This window comes from Paraburkholderia sp. BL25I1N1 (assembly GCF_003002025.1).
Taxonomy (GTDB): domain Bacteria; phylum Pseudomonadota; class Gammaproteobacteria; order Burkholderiales; family Burkholderiaceae; genus Paraburkholderia.
The window spans coordinates 38,564-54,737 of record NZ_PVZB01000015.1; the positions used below are offsets into that span (position 1 = coordinate 38,564).

Annotated in this window: 13 protein-coding genes; 8 read left to right on the top strand and 5 right to left on the bottom strand. The window is 65.6% G+C overall.

Going from position 1 to position 16,174, the window contains the following annotated elements:
- Window positions 1-43: 43 nt before the first annotated feature.
- Entirely contained in the window at window positions 44-1,390 is a 1,347-nt protein-coding gene (tig, locus tag B0G73_RS22515) for a trigger factor (RefSeq protein WP_106283481.1), read from the bottom strand.
- 591 nt (window positions 1,391-1,981) lie between these two features.
- Between tig and B0G73_RS22520 the strand changes: the two genes are divergently transcribed.
- Together B0G73_RS22520 and B0G73_RS22525 are read left to right on the top strand one after the other, a co-directional pair.
- A complete protein-coding gene (locus tag B0G73_RS22520; RefSeq protein ID WP_106283482.1) occupies window positions 1,982-3,127 on the top strand; it encodes a glycerate kinase in 1,146 nt (381 codons plus the stop codon).
- Window positions 3,128-3,189: 62 nt separating this feature from the next.
- Window positions 3,190-3,639: a MarR family winged helix-turn-helix transcriptional regulator gene (locus B0G73_RS22525; RefSeq protein ID WP_106283645.1), complete on the top strand. Its 450-nt coding sequence runs from the start codon at window positions 3,190-3,192 to the stop codon at window positions 3,637-3,639.
- A 26-nt stretch (window positions 3,640-3,665) separates the two neighbouring features.
- Here the strand turns inward: B0G73_RS22525 and B0G73_RS22530 are convergent, their stop codons facing one another.
- Together B0G73_RS22530 and B0G73_RS22535 are read right to left on the bottom strand one after the other, a co-directional pair.
- The gene (locus B0G73_RS22530) at window positions 3,666-5,252 is read right to left on the bottom strand and encodes a DUF3999 domain-containing protein (RefSeq protein WP_106283483.1); all 1,587 of its coding nucleotides are present in this window, start codon (window positions 5,250-5,252) and stop codon (window positions 3,666-3,668) included.
- Window positions 5,249-8,638: a DUF2339 domain-containing protein gene (locus B0G73_RS22535; RefSeq protein WP_106283484.1), complete on the bottom strand. Its 3,390-nt coding sequence runs from the start codon at window positions 8,636-8,638 to the stop codon at window positions 5,249-5,251. Before B0G73_RS22535 ends, B0G73_RS22530 begins: the two co-directional genes overlap by 4 nt.
- 292 nt (window positions 8,639-8,930) lie before the next feature.
- Between B0G73_RS22535 and B0G73_RS22540 the strand changes: the two genes are divergently transcribed.
- Entirely contained in the window at window positions 8,931-9,218 is a 288-nt protein-coding gene (locus tag B0G73_RS22540) for a hypothetical protein (protein ID WP_106283485.1), read from the top strand.
- Window positions 9,219-9,234: 16 nt separating this feature from the next.
- On the opposite strand, the gene B0G73_RS22545 is transcribed toward B0G73_RS22540, so the two are convergent.
- Both B0G73_RS22545 and B0G73_RS22550 read right to left on the bottom strand, forming a co-directional pair.
- A complete protein-coding gene (locus tag B0G73_RS22545; protein WP_106283486.1) occupies window positions 9,235-9,912 on the bottom strand; it encodes an alpha/beta hydrolase in 678 nt (225 codons plus the stop codon).
- Between the two features lie 95 nt (window positions 9,913-10,007).
- Window positions 10,008-10,976 carry a LysR substrate-binding domain-containing protein gene (locus tag B0G73_RS22550; RefSeq protein WP_106283487.1) on the bottom strand — a complete coding sequence of 323 codons (969 nt, stop codon included), beginning with the start codon at window positions 10,974-10,976 and terminating at the stop codon, window positions 10,008-10,010.
- Window positions 10,977-11,133: 157 nt separating this feature from the next.
- On the opposite strand from B0G73_RS22550, the gene B0G73_RS22555 reads away from it, so the two are divergent.
- The 5 genes from B0G73_RS22555 to B0G73_RS22575 all read left to right on the top strand — a co-directional run bounded on the left by B0G73_RS22555 (window position 11,134) and on the right by B0G73_RS22575 (window position 16,167).
- Complete coding sequence (locus B0G73_RS22555; RefSeq protein WP_106283488.1) at window positions 11,134-12,201, top strand: ABC transporter substrate-binding protein; 1,068 nt, start codon at window positions 11,134-11,136, stop codon at window positions 12,199-12,201.
- A gap of 80 nt (window positions 12,202-12,281) precedes the next feature.
- Entirely contained in the window at window positions 12,282-13,361 is a 1,080-nt protein-coding gene (locus tag B0G73_RS22560; RefSeq protein ID WP_106283489.1) for an ABC transporter ATP-binding protein, read from the top strand.
- Complete coding sequence (locus B0G73_RS22565) at window positions 13,348-14,220, top strand: ABC transporter permease (protein ID WP_106283490.1); 873 nt, start codon at window positions 13,348-13,350, stop codon at window positions 14,218-14,220. The genes B0G73_RS22560 and B0G73_RS22565 overlap by 14 nt, the downstream gene beginning before the upstream one ends.
- 16 nt (window positions 14,221-14,236) lie before the next feature.
- The gene (locus B0G73_RS22570) at window positions 14,237-15,034 is read left to right on the top strand and encodes an ABC transporter permease (RefSeq protein ID WP_106283491.1); all 798 of its coding nucleotides are present in this window, start codon (window positions 14,237-14,239) and stop codon (window positions 15,032-15,034) included.
- Window positions 15,031-16,167, top strand: a complete 1,137-nt coding sequence (locus B0G73_RS22575) for an FAD-binding oxidoreductase (protein WP_106283492.1) — start codon at window positions 15,031-15,033, stop codon at window positions 16,165-16,167. The genes B0G73_RS22570 and B0G73_RS22575 overlap by 4 nt, the downstream gene beginning before the upstream one ends.
- The last annotated feature ends 7 nt before the right edge of the window (window positions 16,168-16,174 follow it).

Below are 16,174 nucleotides of genomic sequence, written 5' to 3' on the forward strand. Positions count from 1 at the left end.
GCGGGCCGTCGCTCCGACAGCCGGCACGCCGTTGCAGCGACGCTTACGCTTGCGCCGTTGCGCTTGCCAGTTCTTCGAAGCTCACTTCCTTGTCCGTCACCTTGGCCTTGCTGAGAACGAAATCGACGACGTTGGCTTCAACGACGTACGCTTCCATTTCGGCAAGACGTTGCTGGTTGGAATAATACCAGCGGACGACTTCCTTCGGGTCTTCGTAGCTTTTGGCGAACTCGTCCACTTCGGCACGAATCTGCTCCGGCTTGGCTTGCAGGTCGTTGGCCTTGACCAGCTCGGCCAGCACGAGGCCCAGCTTGACGCGGCGCTCGGCCTGTTCCTTGAACATCGCAGCCGGGATCGGCGCATCTTTGGCGTTCGGCACGCCGCGTTGCTCCAGATCCTGACGCGCCATTGCGACGAGACGTTCCTGATCCTGTTCGATCAGAGCGTTCGGCACGTCCAGTTCGGAAATCTTCAGCAACGCGTCCATCACCTGGTTCTTGACGATGGCCTGCGTGCGGCGCTTTGCTTCGCGTTCGAGATTGTCTTTGATCTCAGCGCGCATCTTGGTCAGATCACCGTCTTCGATGCCGAGGGACTTCGCGAATTCAGCGTCGATTTCCGGCAGGTGCGGCCACTCGATCTTCTTCATCGTGATCGTGAATTGCGCGGTCTTGCCGGCGACTTCCTTGCCGTGATAGTCCTCAGGGAACGCCAGATCGAATTCCTTCGATTCGCCGACCTTCAGGCCCGTGGCGGCCTTTTCGAATTCCGGCAGCATGCGGCCTTCGCCCAGCACGAACGCGAAGTCGTCGGCGCTGCCGCCCTGGAACACTTCACCCTCGATCTTGCCGATGAAGTCGACCGTTACGCGGTCGCCTTCTTTCGCTGCCGTGTCGCCGCCGCCGTCACCGTGCTCGCCGGCTTCGCCGCGAGCGTGGAAGTGCACGCGCTGCTTGCGCAGGATGTCCAGCGTGCGGTCGATTTCCGCTTCGCTGATGGTGGTCGTGGTGCGCTCGATTTCAGCCGTGGCGACGTCGCCCAGCTTCACTTCCGGATACACCTCGAACGTCGCGTCGAACGCGTAGTCGCCTTCGGTGGCGTCGGACTTCGGCGCGAAGCTCGGCTGACCGGCGACGCGCAGGTTTTCGGTGCGGCTGATGTCGAAGAATTCCTTGCCGACCTTGTCGCTCAGCACTTCGGCTTCCACCTGGCCCGAATACTGTTGCGTCACCATCTTGAGCGGCACCTTGCCCGGGCGGAAACCCGGCATGCGCACGTTCTTCGCGAGTTGACGGATACGCGAGTCCACTTCCTTCTGCACGGCGTCCTTCGGCAGGGAAATCGTGACGCGGCGTTCGAGCTTGCCGAGGTTTTCAACAACGTTAGCCATGGCTTCAATCGTCCTAAAATTATTCGAGCGAATCAGTTATCTTCTCCGTGCCGCTTGTCGATCTCGTGCGACGTCGCGTTTTTTGGTCGCGTTTAGGTCGCTTCGCTTCGATTGCGCGCCTGCGCCGCGGGCTTGCAGGCCGCCGGCAGCACGGTTGGGTCCAAAGAGCCGAATATTTTAGCAAACTATTTGCGCGCCTAGCCGGGGATTCGATGGATGGGCGCGTTTTTGTCGAGGTTTTGGCCGGATTCCGGCCGCTTTCCGTGCTGTTTCGTACCCGTTTGCGCACTGTTCCAGTGCGACCTGGCTCTCGCGCGCTGCTGGGCTGCGCCTGTCTGCACGAAGTTTTCCCGGCGACTTCGCTTTAGCTTGTCTGCACGAACTCCCGCGGACTTCGATTCAGTCACCAGCCCCCGACAAGAACAGAGGCCCCCGCCACGCGGGCGCCCTGCGGCCGTCAATGCCGGCTATGCCATTCGACATATTCAGTCGGCGCGCCCATGCTGATAAGCTAATGGACGCGCTTGGGGCTGCGCCTTCATCTCGCCGTTTCACCCGCCCTCGCAACGATTCCAACCAATCAGAGACACCATGCCGAATTCGCCGTCCTCGCCCGTCGTCGTCATTGCTCCCGACTCCTTCAAAGGCTCGCTCAGCGCGGAACAGGTCGCGCAGGCCATCGCAGCGGGCATCAAGCGCGCCCGTCCCGCCGCGGAGGTGCGCATCTGCCCGATGGCCGACGGCGGCGAAGGCACACTCGACGCCATGCTCACGAGCGGCGGCGAACGCCGCACGCTCAGCGTGCGCGGCGCCGCCGGTCCGGTGCGCGAAGCGCTCACGGGCCTGCTCGCCGACGGCAGCGCGATCATCGAAACGGCGGAGGTCGTCGGCATTACGGACCCGGTGGGAATGGGCGTGCCGGTGGAGGCGCGCAGCACACGCGGCATGGGCGAGGCGATCGGCGCGCTGATGGACGCCGGCGTGCGGCGCTTTTTCGTCGCGCTCGGCGGCAGCAGCACGAACGACGGCGGCGCGGGCCTGCTGACCGGCCTCGGCCTCAAGCTGTTCGACGCACAGGACAACGAGCTCGACGCCACGCCCGAACAACTCGCGCGCCTCGCACGAGTGGACGTGTCGCAACTCGACGCGCGTCTCGCGAACACGCAGTTCGTCGGCATGTCGGACGTGGACAATCCGCTGACCGGCGAACACGGCGCAACGGCGGTGTTCGGTCCGCAAAAGGGTGTGAAGCCGGAGCAGGTTGCCACGATCGACGCCGCGCTCGCCCGCTTCGCCGATCTGCTCGAACCGGCGCTCGGCCGCACGGCGCGCGAACTGCCCGGTGCGGGCGCGGCCGGCGGCCTCGGCTTCGCGTTGCATATGCTCGGCGCGCAGTTCGAACCGGGCGCGGAAACCGTCGCACGGCAAATCGGTCTGGACGCCGCGCTCGAAGGCGCCGATTGGCTGATCACGGGTGAAGGCCGTTCGGACGTGCAAACGCTGCACGGCAAGGCGCCCTTTATCGCCTGCCGTCATGCCCAGGCAGCAGGCGTGCCGGCCACGCTCCTGTCCGGCGGAGTCGACTCAGCCGCCTTGCCGCGCCTCGCCGAATATTTCAGCGGCTGCTTCTCGCCGGCGCCCGGCCCGATCACGCTTGAAGTCGCGATTCGCGACGCGGCGCGGCTGTTGGCGGACGAAGCCGAACAGTTGACGCGCCTGAAATACGGCACGCGTTGACCGGCAAGGCGGTTGCGGCAACAATCACAGCGCCGCGACCGCTCACACACTACGGGAAGACCATGAAGGACGCCAAAGCCGGGCTCGAACAGTTCCTGACATACCGTCTGCATGTCCTCAACAAACTCGCCGAACGCGGCATCAGCGAACGCTATCAGACCAAGCTCGGCGTGACCTTGCCTGAAGCGCGCGTGATTGCGTCGGTGGGATCATTCGGGCCGTTCTCGATCATGGAACTGGCAAGGCATGCCAATCTCGACAAGAGCCAGGCAAGCCGTGCCGCCGAAGCGTTGATCAGGCAAGGACTCGTGAAACGCGAGGCGAGCGCCGACGACGGCCGCGTCGTACTGGTGTCGCTGACGCCCGAAGGCCGCGCGCTGTATCGAAAGGTCATGCCGATCGCGCGCAAATGGAACGGCGACATGTTCGACTGTCTCGACGAGCAGGAAAAACTCGACTTCGGACACGCGCTCGACAAGATCATCGGCACGATGACGGCGCGCGAGGAATGACCTGCGCGCCGTAGGCGGCACTGAATTCAGCGCTTGCCTTCGCCCTGCCCATCGGCGTCGCCCGCGGTGGGCGCCGGGTTGGGCGCACTAGCCGCCGCGCCCGCGGTGGATGCGGGGTTGGACGCCGGGTTGGACGCCGGGTTGGACACACTACCCGCCGCGCCCGCGCGGCCGGATTCCACCGCAGCACCCGCAGCGCCCGTCGCCGCCGCACCCGCCACGCCAGATCCCGCAGACGCGCCGGGCCCAGCACCCGGCGCACCGCCCGCCGGCACACGAGCACCACGTGCGAGCCGCCACGCGATCGCAGCAAGCGAACCCACGGCCAGCAGCAATGCCGCCCATAGCAAATAGCGGCGCATCGCATCCGGATCCCTCGCGGACTGCGCCCTCGCGGCCTGCTCGGGTGACAGCGCCTCACCCAGGCGCGCCGTCGCGGGGACCGTCGAGGCGCCCATCAAGAGATCGTCCCGGCTCGCCGCGGACGACACCGTCGTCGCGCTACCCACCGCCAGGGTGAACGGCGCGGTCCCACGCGCGACGAACGTCAGGACCGCCGGGCGCCAGCCCGCGGCGACCGTCAGTGTGCCGCTGCCGAGTCCGCCGTTGCGCGGGTCGACCACTACACGCCACTGACGATCCGTGTCGGGCGTCAATTCGAGCGAAGGATTGCTTTGCTCCACCTCGCCGTTGTGCAAGCGGAACAATGTCGCGCCCGCCACTTCGCGCCATGGCGTATCGAGCCCCGTGCGCGAATAGACGAGCGCAGGCGCAACGGTATTCGGCTGAGGCAGATTCAGGCGCAACCGGTCGACGGGATACGGGCCGCCGGTACTGAAAAAATACTCGCCGGGTTTCGGTCCCGCGTGGGCGACGATGCCTTCGCGCCATGCCCGCTCCGCGCGTTGCGCGGCGTCGGCGGCAAGCGGCTGAATCTCCATGTCCAGCGACTCGACATACGGCGTGCCGTCGAGCCAGCGCAAACGCAGGTAGCGCGCGCGATTGCCGTCCAGTTCGATCCGGTCCTGACTCAGCGTGCTGCCGTTGTAGCTGACCTTCAGCAGTTGCGCATCGCCGGCGGGTTGCCAGTGACGCAAATCGTCGCTCGATTCGACGGTGACGCGCCCTTGGTAATTGTCGTCGCGCAGATGCACGAGCACCGCGGTCACCCGGCTTGCATGCGACGCGCGTCCGAGGTCGATCAGGTCCGTGTCGTGTTGCGCGCGGGACGGCGGCGCCGAGGTCGCGCGCAGCGAACCGTCGGCGGCGATCGTCACGCCGAGCGGTGCGGCGGAACTGCTAGCGGCAGCGGGCGGCAACGGAAACCAGCGCACCGGACGCAGCGTGGGCGGCGTGCGCGGCGGCTCGCGCGGCGCATCGAGCGAATACGGCACGGGTTCGCCCGTGCCGTTGAAGACACGCACGTCGCCGAGATCGTGACGCTGGCTCGCCGCGTAGACGGCGGCCGGCAGCGTCACGCTGTAGTACGCGGCGCCTTCTTCGAGTTGCAGCGCGAAATGCTGCGCGAAGTCGTCGGCGGCGATGGCGGGCGCGGACGCCCACATCGCCGCGATCGCAAAACACCAGCCGGTGAATGTAAAGGCACGCTTCATTGCTTGGATTCCACGACCAGAGCCTTGGGCGGTAACGGTGAGAAGTAGCCGATCAGCAACAACATCAAACCGATGCCGATAAACGAAACGATCCGCTCGATCCCGGTCACGTGAGACAGATCGAACAGGAACAGCTTGACCACGGTCGCCGCCAGCAGCGCGCCGCCGATGAACCAGAACATCCGGCTCGCCCGGCGCGTCGCCCAGATCATCATGGCAAGCGCGCACACCGTCCAGAATACCGATATTGAAGCCTGTACGAGCATCGAGTGTGACATGGTCTCGAACTCGTACGGCACGCCGGTCCAATGATGCAGCGTGCGCAGCAGCATCGCGTTCAGCCAGACGAATCCGGTCGCGCCGGCCGCTACTTGCAACGGCACGCGATATTCGCCGATCGGCACGCCGAGCCGATGAATCCGCGCGAGCCAGAACGCCGCCAGCGCGAACACCACCGCCTGCACCAGGTCGAGCGGATTGAGCAACGGCAGACGCGCCCATGCGCCGCCGTCCTGCGTCAGGTTCGCGAAGAACGTCCATATCCACATCACCAGCACGAGCGGCGTCGACGCGATCGCGCACAGCCGCACGATACTGTCGCGCCGCGCGAGCCACAACCCGGCAAAAGCAAACGCGCTCCAGCCGACCAGAAACACCTGCTGCAGACTGAACGAGGCGAGCACCGCACCGACATCGTACGCCGTGTGAAAACGATGATGCAGCGTGCGCAACAGCAGCGCATTGAACCACAGGAACAGCGTGGCGAGCACCAGATAGTCGAACGCTCGCGGATGCCATTGCACGCCCAACGCACGCAGTTTGCGCAGCCACACCGCACAGGCGACGAACGCGAGAATCTGGGCGACATCGAGTGGATTGAGGATCGGCAGCCACACGAGCGGCGCGGCGCTGCCGTCGCTCGTCACACTTGCGATACTCCACGCCCACAGCAGCACGGCGAGCGGCGCGGCGGCCCACACCTGATACGCCCGCATGAAGCGCGCGACCGGCCAGCGCAGACGGTGCCCGGCGCCCGCCAGCAACAGCAGCGGCACACCGAAGCCATATGCCCACGCGCTCCAGCTCCATGCGCCTTCGGGAACGTAAGCCCGCAAAGCCCAATAGCCTTCGAGCGCGGCAAGCGCGCCGGCCGTCCAGAACATCAGTGTATGCAGCGGCGCGAGCACGATATTGCTGACGTCGCGCTGTTGGCGCCACAACAATCCGTACACCGAGAGTGCGGCGAGCGCGCCGACCAGCCAGCCGTAGCCGCTCAACGGCGCCATACCTAACGTGAAAAGCTCGGCCGTGAGGAGCGCGAGAACCGGCACGAACGCCAGCGCCGGCAATTCGGCGAGCGGCCAGCGCAGCGCGCGGCGCGCGCCGTGAGCCAACCACGCTGTCAGCACGGCGAAGAGCGCGACGGCGGCCGCCTCATAACGGCCGCGTTCTAAGCCAGGACGAGTGCTCACGTACGCATGGATTTCGGACAGGCCGCCCAAGGTCCACCACGACAAACCCCACACGCTGGCAACGAGGCCGATCCGCGGCATCCACACGTGCCACTCGCCTGCTTCGCTGCGGCCGTGCAAACGCCATCCCGTGAAAATGCCCGCGAGCGCGATCAGCACGGACGCGATGTAGGCACCGTTCAGGACCGGCAAGACGCTCGCGTCGTAAGTCTGAGCGATCATGCCGACCGCATAGGCGCCCGCCGCGGCCAGTTGCAGCAGCAGGCCGAAACCGAACGCGCTCAGGCGCCGTTGACGCACGGCGAGCCAGCTGATCGCGGCCCCTTCGATGGCCCAGGTCGCGCTCGTCGTCGGTCCGGTGAACGCGAGCGGCACGGCGAGCGTGGCAAAGATCACCGCCAGCGCGAGCATGGCCTCGAACATCATGCCGAGGCGTTCCCGGCGCCGCGACAGCCAGCCCGCGATCGCGAGGTAGAACGCGGCCAGCGCCACCGCACTCCATGCCAGCCCGAACCCGGTGTTCTTCATCAACGCGGCTTGCAGGCCGATCGCCACCAGCGGCGTGCCGAACACCAGCGTGCCGTCGACGTAATGCTTGAGGGCGATTTCTCGCCGTACCGCGTAGAGCAGCGCGATGCCGACGTACATCAGGAAAAACAGAATCAGGAACGGCTCGGTGCTGGCGAGCAACTCGGGGCGGTAAGCTACCGCGCCCCACGCGGCGCCGATCGAAAACGTGAACACGAAGCCGAGCAGATTCAGCGGGCGCCACGCCTTGAACCAGGCGATCGCGAAGATGCCGGCATTGAGCAGCGCGTAGTAGCTGAACAGCATGACGTGACTGCCGCCGCCCGTCGACAGCAATATCGGCGCGAGAAAACCGCCCGCGCTTCCCATGAAGGCCAGCGACGAAGCGTTCTGCCGGACCGCCAGGAATGCACTGAGCGCGCAGATCGCGACCATCAGCGGAAAGGCCGCGCCCGCCGGCAGCAAGTGATACAGCCGCGTGGCCGCGAAGACGGTCAGATACAGCGCGCCGACGCCGCCGCCTTGCAGCACCAGCCCATACGCGCCGCGTCGCTCGCCGATGCGCCAGCCGAGCACGATCAAGGCGGTCGCGGCGAGCGCCACACCGGCAAGGCGGAATTCGATCGGCAGCAGGCTATTGTCGGCGGCGTATTTGAGCAGGAAGGCGATGCCGAAAAACAGCACGACGATGCCGACCCGCACGACCGTGTTGCCACCTAGAAGCCAGTCGCGGCCCGCTTTGAAGATGCGCTCGGCGAGACCAGGGCCGCGAGGAGGCGCGGACGCTGTCGCGGGAACGGGTTGTGCGGCCGGGGCGACGGAAGCAGCGCCGGGTACGCCGAGTGCAATTGATACGTCTGCTGCGCCACGAGCGGCTGTTGCGCCGTCCGCGCTCGCTGCATGCTGAGCGGCCGACGCCATCGCTTCGGCGCCTGTCGACGAGCGCGCAGTGGCGAGTCGCATCGCTGGCGCCTCGGGCGGCGGACTTGCCGTCCGCTCATTGGCAGGCGGGATCGCATAAGGACTCGACGCGGCGTCCGACGGCGACCGCTCGAACGCTGCCGTGTCGGCGACCTGCGCATCAGCATCCATAGCGCCCTCGACGCCGCCCGCTCGCAACTGACGAATCTCGCCGCGCAACGCGACGATCTCCCGCTCGAGCCGCTCGACGCGCGCCGCCAGTTCGCCCGGAGGGTTCCAACTGTCAGTGGCGGCCGGGTTGGCCGCGGACGGCGTTGCGGCATCCACGGACTTCTTTTGCAGCAGACGCGAAAACGCAAAACCAGCCACCGCACCCAGCAATGCGCCGAGGCTGATCGAGAAATTGTTCGACAAGGCGGCCAGCATGCCGACCACCGCACCGAGCACAGTCAATATCACGCTCATCGCAGCCCTCTTTTTTATTGTGTTCTGTAGCGAGATTTATTCAATGATGCACCGATTAATCCGCGAGTATTACGCAACCGATACGACGAAAATCGGCGCGCAGAATACCATGCAAATCGCGCTTTCGAGCCAACAATGAAGTGAATGGCGCCTATGCAAAAATGCTTGATGATTTTTCCGACCGCACACAGCCGCGTATCGGCGTCCGCTCACGGCAAGCGGCCAACCATGTCAAAATTCGCCGCCGGCCGTCGGGCCATCCCTCTCCCACATTTCATCCAAGGAAGTTGCAGTGGACATCAACAAACAGGTCGCGGCCCTCACCGCTTCGGAACTTCAGACGGCCGGCGCGAGCCAGGCCACGGCGATTGCGGTCAGCGTGCTGCTGCGCCATCTGCGTTCGCCTGAGCTGGCGAAGCTGTTGTCGTCGGCGTTCGAAAACCATCAGGCGGTCATGCTGCAAACGCCGTGGCCCGAGCCAATGCTGCAGGCGTTCGAGTCGACCCGCCGGTTCCTCGAAGGCGCCGCGCAAGCGGACCTGCCCGGCACGCAAGCGCCTGCGCAAACGCCGGACGCCTGAGCGCGGCCGGGCTGTTTCAGGAAGACGCGAGCAGCGCGCGGAGCCAGGTGCGCAGCGCCGATATCTCTTCCGCGCATACCGAATGCGGCATCGGATACGTGCTCCAGTCGACCTTGCAGCCTCGCGTGATCGCAAAGTCGCGCGCGGCCTCCCCTAACGGGATCGGCAACACGTCGTCATACATGCCATGCGCGGCAAAGATAGGCGTGCCACGGTTCGCGGCGCTAAAACGGCTGTCGATAAAGCCCGGCGACGGCACATACCCCGACAACACGATCAAACCGGCAAGCGTCTCGGGATGCGTCAGCCCCGCCGAATAGGTCATCGCCCCACCTTGCGAAAAACCCGCGAGAAAGATGTTCGAAGTGGGAATGCCGCGCCGGTTCTGCGCGTCGATCAATTGCCGCACGGTTGCGCAAGACGATTCGATACCCGCTTCGTCAATCTGCTCATTGATGTTCTGAAACGAGCGGATGTCATACCACGCGCGCATCACGTAGCCGTTGTTCGCGGTAACGGCAATCTCCGGCGCGTTGGGAAACACGAAGCGCACGGCAGGCGCATTGCCAAGACGCAGTTCGGGCACGAGCGGCACGAAGTCGTTGGCATCGGCGCCGAGACCGTGCATCAGGATCACGGCAAACGTGGGATTCGGCGCGCTTTCAATTTCAATGGTGGGCGGTTGCTCGGTCATGTATCGCGATTACCCGGTTTCAGAAAACGGTCAGAGGATCGGAAAGAGTACCAGCAGGATATACCGGCAGGCGAGACAAGGCGCCCCTGGCATCTTCAAAGCCTGTCCCCTCCCGCCTCGGCCCGCGACCCCGCGCGCCCGCGTCCGGCCCGACTCCGCGCCGGCGCCACGACCTCGGCGAGCAGTTCCTCATGCAGTTCCCGCAAGACCTCGACAAACGCCGACGCCAGCCGCTCCCGCGGTCTGTGCGGAGGAAACAGCAGATAGGTCTGAAAGCGCGTGGCCGGCAGGAATGGGCGAATCACGATTTCCGGCCCGGCGAAGTCGCGCGCGACGATGGGATGCGCGAGGGTCACGCCCATGCCGTGGCGGACCATCTCGCAGCACATCGCCGCGTATTGCGCCTCGATCGACATGACCCGCTGCACGCCCGCGCGCTGGAACACCTCGTCCATCAAGGTGCGCGTGCCGTCGCCGTGACACAGCGAAATGAAGGGCTCGCCTTCCAGATCCTCCGGCTTGATACTGCGCTTCGCCGCCAACCGATGCGCCGCCGGCATCACGCAAACGGCAGCCACGTCCGATAGCTGTTCGACCTCGCAATCGGATGCCTCGCTGACATACACCGCCACACCCAGGTCGCAGAACTGCGAGGCCGTCCAATGATTGACCGTGCCCGACGTATTCACGTGCAGCGACACGGTGACATCCGGAAACCGCGCGACAAAACGCTTGATGGCGTGCGGCACCAGCGTCATGCCTGCGGAAGGCATCGCCGCGATGCGCAGACGTCCGCTGCCGAGATTGCGAATCTGCGCCGCGGCATTCGCGAGGCCCTGCAAGCCGACAAACGCGCGCTCCACTTCGCGAAAGAACGCTTCGCCCTCGCTCGTGGGAATCAGCCGCACGCCGCTGCGCTGAAAGAGTTGCAGCCCCGTGTCGCGCTCGAGTTGCGCGATCAGACGGCTCACGTTCGGCTGCGACGTGAAGAGCGCCTTTGCGGCGGCGGTCATCGACCCCGACACCATCACCGCGCGAAACGCCTCGATGTGCTTGAGATTCATCCGTATTCTCCCTTAGACGACACCTTTCAATCCATATCATCCATGCATGGATAGGTATTTTATTCGTATTGGACGGCATGACTAGCCGGCGCGACACTGCATTCCAACGACGGGCAGCGAAGCCCGCGTCCCCACACCGGAACTGGAGATCGTCGTCATGAAAAGAGCGTTGCATCGCCGCCTGTCCGCCTCGTCCCACCCCGCCTTCGCGGCGCTTCTCGCCGCTTCCACCCTCGCCGCTCCGCTCCTCGCGCAGGCCGACACCACGCTCTATGTCGCCAACGTCGGCGGCTCGAACGAGCAGCTCTACCGGCAGAAGATCATCCCGCCGTTCGAGAAGGCGCATAACGTCAAGATCGTCTACGTCGCCGGCAATTCGAGCGATACGCTTGCCAAGCTGCAGGCGCAGAAAGGCCATCAGCAGATCAACGTCGCGGTGATGGACGACGGCCCCATGTACCAGGCGATGCAGCTCAACCTGTGCGCGAAGCTCGACGACGCGCCCGTGATGAAGGACGTCTACCCACTCGCGAAGATCGGGCCGAGCGCGATCGGCGTCGGCATGGTGGCGACCGGCATCGGCTATAACGAGGAGGCCTTCAAGAAGGCCGGCCTGCCGCCGCCCGACTCGTGGAAGGCGCTCACCGACAGCCGCATCAAGGGCAAACTCGGCGTGCCGCCGATCACCAATACCTACGGCCTGCATACGCTCGTGATGCTCGCGCGTCTTTCCGGCGGTGGCGAAAAGAACATCGACCCCGGCTTCGCCGCGATGACCAAACAGGTCGCGCCGAACGTGCTGTCCTGGGCGCCGACGCCCGGCGAGATGGACGGCCAGATGCAGTCCGGCGACGTGATCCTCGCGCCATACGGCAGCGGCCGCGCGGTCGCCTTGCAGAACACCGGCTTCCCGCTCAAGTTCATTTACCCGAAGGAAGGCGCGGTCGCCTTGCAGGTGGCGGCGTGCGCGATTGCGGAGAACGCGCAGCCGCAGTTGTCGCAGCAGTTCGTGCAATACCTGTTGAGCCCGGAAGTGCAGGTCTTGCAGGCCCAAGGCATCGGACTGGGTCCGGTCAACAAGACCGTCAAGCTCACGCCTGAGATCGCCGCGCGCGTGCCCTACGGTCCCGAGCAGATTTCGAAGCTGACCGCGATGGACTGGACCACGATCAATCAGCACCGGACCGAATGGACCGAGCGCTGGAACCGTTCGGTCGAACGCTGAAATGCGGCACCTAGTACGGCACTTCAGCGGCACCAGCGGGTTCCTCGCGCGACGCGCGATCTGATGAAGGAGCGAGGCGCATGGCCTTCCTGACTCTGCAAGGCATCTCGAAACGCTACGGCGATTTTACGGCGGTCGATCAACTCGATCTCGCGGTCGAACGCGGCGAATTGCTGTCGCTGCTCGGACCCTCCGGCTGCGGCAAGACCACCACGCTGCAAATGGTCGCGGGCTTCGTCACGCCGACCACCGGCCGCATTCTGCTCGATGGCCGCGACATCACCAGCGAACGTCCCGAGAAGCGCGGCATCGGCGTGGTGTTCCAGAGCTATGCGCTGTTTCCGCACATGACGGTGGCGGCCAACGTCGGCTTCGGGCTGGAGATGCGCAAGGTCAAACGCAAGGAGCGCGACGAGCGCGTCGCCGAAGCGCTTTCCCTCGTGCGCCTGAAAGGCCTCGGGCACCGCTATCCGAAGGAACTGTCGGGTGGCCAGCGTCAGCGTGTGGCGATTGCGCGCGCCATCGCCATGCAGCCGGAACTGCTGCTGCTCGACGAGCCGATGTCCAATCTCGACGCCAAGCTGCGAGAAGAGATGCACATCGAACTGCGCGCGATCCAGAAGCGCCTCGGCATCACGACGATTCTCGTCACGCACGATCAGGTCGAAGCGATGACCATGAGCGACCGCATCGCGGTGATGCATCGCGGCGCGATTGCGCAACTCAGCACGCCGTACGACGCGTACGAGCGCCCCGCCACGCCGTTTGCCTCGACGTTCCTCGGCCGCACCAACGCGCTTTCGGGCGAGGTGCTGCGCCGCAATCCGCGCTGCGCGGAAGTCGCCGTGGCCGGCACGACGCTGCATGTGCCGCACGAAGGCCGTCATGTCGACGGCACGGTGAACGTTTATATCCGCCCGGAAAAGGTTCATCTGGCCAATGGCGAGGCGCGCCTGCGCGGCCGCATCGCGACGCGCGTGTTCGTCGGCAATCAGTGGCTGCTCGAAGTGGACACCGAACTCGGCAAGCTGCGCGTCGCGCAGCCGAACCACGGCGCGCCGCCGCCCGAGGAAGGCCACGAAGTCGGCCTCGCATGGACCGACGACGATCTGCGCGTGCTCACGCAAGACACTCCGGAGAGCGCTCATGGCCACGCTTGACGACGCCCGTCCTGGCGCCGCGCCGTGGCTGCTGTCGGGGCCCGCGCTGCTGCTGTTCGTCGGCCTGTTGCTGGTGCCGCTGCTGCTCACGCTGATGCTGTCGTTCCGCGTGTTCAGCGATACGGCCGGCGTCACGGCCGCCTATACGTTCGCGAACTATTGGGAAGTGGTTAGCGATCCGTACTACGGCACGATCTTTCTGCGCACCACCGGCCTCGCCTTCGCCGTCACGCTATTGTCCATCGTGCTCGGCGTGCCGGAGACCATCGTGCTCGCGCGCATGAAGCGTCCATGGCAGTCGCTGTGTCTGCTGGTCGTGCTCGGTCCGCTGCTCATCTCCGTGGTGGTGCGCACGCTCGGCTGGCAGATCCTGCTCGGCAACAACGGCGTACTGAACAACTTGCTCCAGGCGCTGCATGTGACGGACGAACCCATCCGTCTCGTCTTCACCATGACGGGCATGATCATCGCGCTCACGCATGTGCTGGTGCCCTTCATGGTGATGTCGGTGTGGGCGACCATGCAGAAACTCGACCCGCAAGTGGAATGGGCCGGCCGCTCGCTCGGCGGCTCGCCGTTCGCGGTGTTTCGCCGCGTAGTGCTGCCGCAGATCATGCCGGGCGTGCTGTCGGGCTCGATCATCGTATTCGCCTTGTCGGCATCGGCGTTCGCCACGCCGGCGCTGATCGGCGGCCGGCGCCTCAAGGTGGTCGCCACCGCCGCTTACGACGAGTTCCTCGGCACGCTCAACTGGCCGCTCGGCGCGAGCATCGCCGTGCTGCTGCTGATCGCCAACGTGGCGATCGTGATGGGCTGCAGCCGCCTCGCCGAGCGCCGCTTTCAGCACATCTTCGATTGAGCGGGAGACAGCGATCATGAAACAGAACGGCATTCTCGGGCTCGTCTACAACGCGTTCTTTCTGACCTTCATCCTCGCGCCGCTCGTGGTGGTGGTGATGGTGGCCTTCACCGACAAGGGCTTCATCTCGATGCCTTTCGATGGCGCGTCGCTGCGCTGGTTCCGCGCGATCATCGAAAACGGCGACATCGTCGCGGCGTTCTGGCTGTCGGTGCGGCTCGCGTTCGCGGCGGCGAGCATCGGCGTGCTGCTCGCGGTGCCCGCCGCGCTGGCGATCGCGCGCTATCGCTTCCCGGGCCGCGCCGCGCTCACCAGTTTCTTCCTCTCGCCGATGATGATCCCTGCAGTCGTGCTCGGCATCGCGTTCCTGCGCTTTCTGTCGCTGCTGCATCTGTCGGGATCGTTCTGGTCGCTGGTCTGCGCGCACGTGATCATCGTGCTGCCGTATGCGTTGCGGCTCGCGCTGTCGTCGGCCGTCGGGCTCGATCGCGATGCCGAGCGCGCCGCGCTCTCCTGCGGCGCGAGCCGCTTCACCGCGTTTCGCCGCGTGGTCCTGCCGATGATCCGCACCGGCGTGGCGGGCGGCTGGGTGCTCTCGTTCATCCAGAGTTTCGACGAACTGACCATGACCATCTTCGTCGCAACGCCCGGCACGACCACGCTGCCCGTCGCCATGTACAACCAGATCGCGCAGACGATCGATCCGCTGGTCGCTTCGGTGTCGGCGGTGCTGATCGTCGGCACGGTCCTCCTGATGATCCTGCTCGACCGCATGGTCGGACTGGATCGCATTCTGATCGGAGAAACCCGATGACATTGACTAGCACCGCCAGCCCCGACGTGCTGGTGCTCGGCGGCGGCCTCGTCGGTTCGGCCGTGGCCTACGGGCTCGCCCGCGAAGGCGCGCGCGTCACCGTGCTCGACGAGGACGACGGCGGCCTGCGCGCGTCGCGCGGCAATTTCGGCCTCGTCTGGATTCAGGGCAAGGGCTACGGCCTTTCGCCTTATGCGCGCTGGTCGCGCAGTTCGGCCACGCGCTGGCCGGGACTCGCGCAGGCACTGCTGGACGAAACCGGCGTGGACGTGGCGTTGCGCCAGCCGGGCGGCTTTCACTTTTGCTTCAACGACAACGAACTCGCCGAACGCGACAAGCGCCTCTCGACGCTGCAAGCCGAATTGGGCGATTACCCCTACCAGATGCTCGATGCCGCCGAAGTCCGCGCGCGTATTCCGCACATCGGCCCGGCGGTGATCGGCGCGAGCTATTCGCCGATGGACGGTCACGTCAATCCGCTCAAGCTGCTGCGCGGCCTGCATACCGCCATGCAGGCGCGGGGCGTGCGGCTCGTGTCGGGCGAACGCGCCGAGCGCATCGAGCCGCAAGCACAGGGCTTCGTCGTGCACGGCAGACGCGGGACGTATCGCGCGGCGCGCGTGGTGCTCGCTGCGGGACTCGGCAATCGCGCGCTCGCGCCGTTCGTCGGACTCGACGCACCGGTCGCGCCCAATCGCGGGCAAGTGCTGGTGAGCGAACGCGTCGCGCGCTTTCTCGACTATCCGACGCTCAACGTGCGCCAGACCGATGAGGGCAGCGTGCAGTTCGGCGATTCCATGGAAGAAGTCGGCTTCAACGATTTCACCACCACGCACGTGCTGACCGACATCGCCCGGCGTGGCGTGCGCGCCTTTCCGATGTTGCAGCACGTACGGCTCGTGCGCATGTGGGCCGCGTTGCGCGTCTACAGCCCCGACGGCTTTCCGATCTACGACCACTCCGCGGCGCACCCCGGCGCGTTCGTCGTGACCTGCCATAGCGGCGTGACGCTGGCGGCCGCGCATGCGCTGCGCGTCGCGCCGTGGATCATGGGCGCGCCGATGCCCGACGAACTGCCCCATTTTTCCGCGCGCCGCTTCGAGCACGCCGGTGAACTGACTCCCGCTCATTGAATCCGAC

Excerpts from the sequence above, each read along its gene's own strand:
- B0G73_RS22525 (WP_106283645.1), top strand. The coding sequence starts at position 3,190 with ATGAAGGACGCCAAAGCCGGGCTCGAACAGTTCCTGACATACCGTCTG.
- B0G73_RS22565 (WP_106283490.1), top strand. The coding sequence starts at position 13,348 with ATGGCCACGCTTGACGACGCCCGTCCTGGCGCCGCGCCGTGGCTGCTG.
- B0G73_RS22535 (WP_106283484.1), bottom strand. The coding sequence starts at position 8,638 with ATGAGCGTGATATTGACTGTGCTCGGTGCGGTGGTCGGCATGCTGGCC.
- B0G73_RS22530 (WP_106283483.1), bottom strand. The coding sequence starts at position 5,252 with ATGAAGCGTGCCTTTACATTCACCGGCTGGTGTTTTGCGATCGCGGCG.
- B0G73_RS22550 (WP_106283487.1), bottom strand. The coding sequence starts at position 10,976 with ATGAATCTCAAGCACATCGAGGCGTTTCGCGCGGTGATGGTGTCGGGG.
- B0G73_RS22520 (WP_106283482.1), top strand. The coding sequence starts at position 1,982 with ATGCCGAATTCGCCGTCCTCGCCCGTCGTCGTCATTGCTCCCGACTCC.
- B0G73_RS22560 (WP_106283489.1), top strand. The coding sequence starts at position 12,282 with ATGGCCTTCCTGACTCTGCAAGGCATCTCGAAACGCTACGGCGATTTT.
- tig (WP_106283481.1), bottom strand. The coding sequence starts at position 1,390 with ATGGCTAACGTTGTTGAAAACCTCGGCAAGCTCGAACGCCGCGTCACG.
- B0G73_RS22555 (WP_106283488.1), top strand. The coding sequence starts at position 11,134 with ATGAAAAGAGCGTTGCATCGCCGCCTGTCCGCCTCGTCCCACCCCGCC.
- B0G73_RS22545 (WP_106283486.1), bottom strand. The coding sequence starts at position 9,912 with ATGACCGAGCAACCGCCCACCATTGAAATTGAAAGCGCGCCGAATCCC.
- B0G73_RS22570 (WP_106283491.1), top strand. The coding sequence starts at position 14,237 with ATGAAACAGAACGGCATTCTCGGGCTCGTCTACAACGCGTTCTTTCTG.
- B0G73_RS22575 (WP_106283492.1), top strand. The coding sequence starts at position 15,031 with ATGACATTGACTAGCACCGCCAGCCCCGACGTGCTGGTGCTCGGCGGC.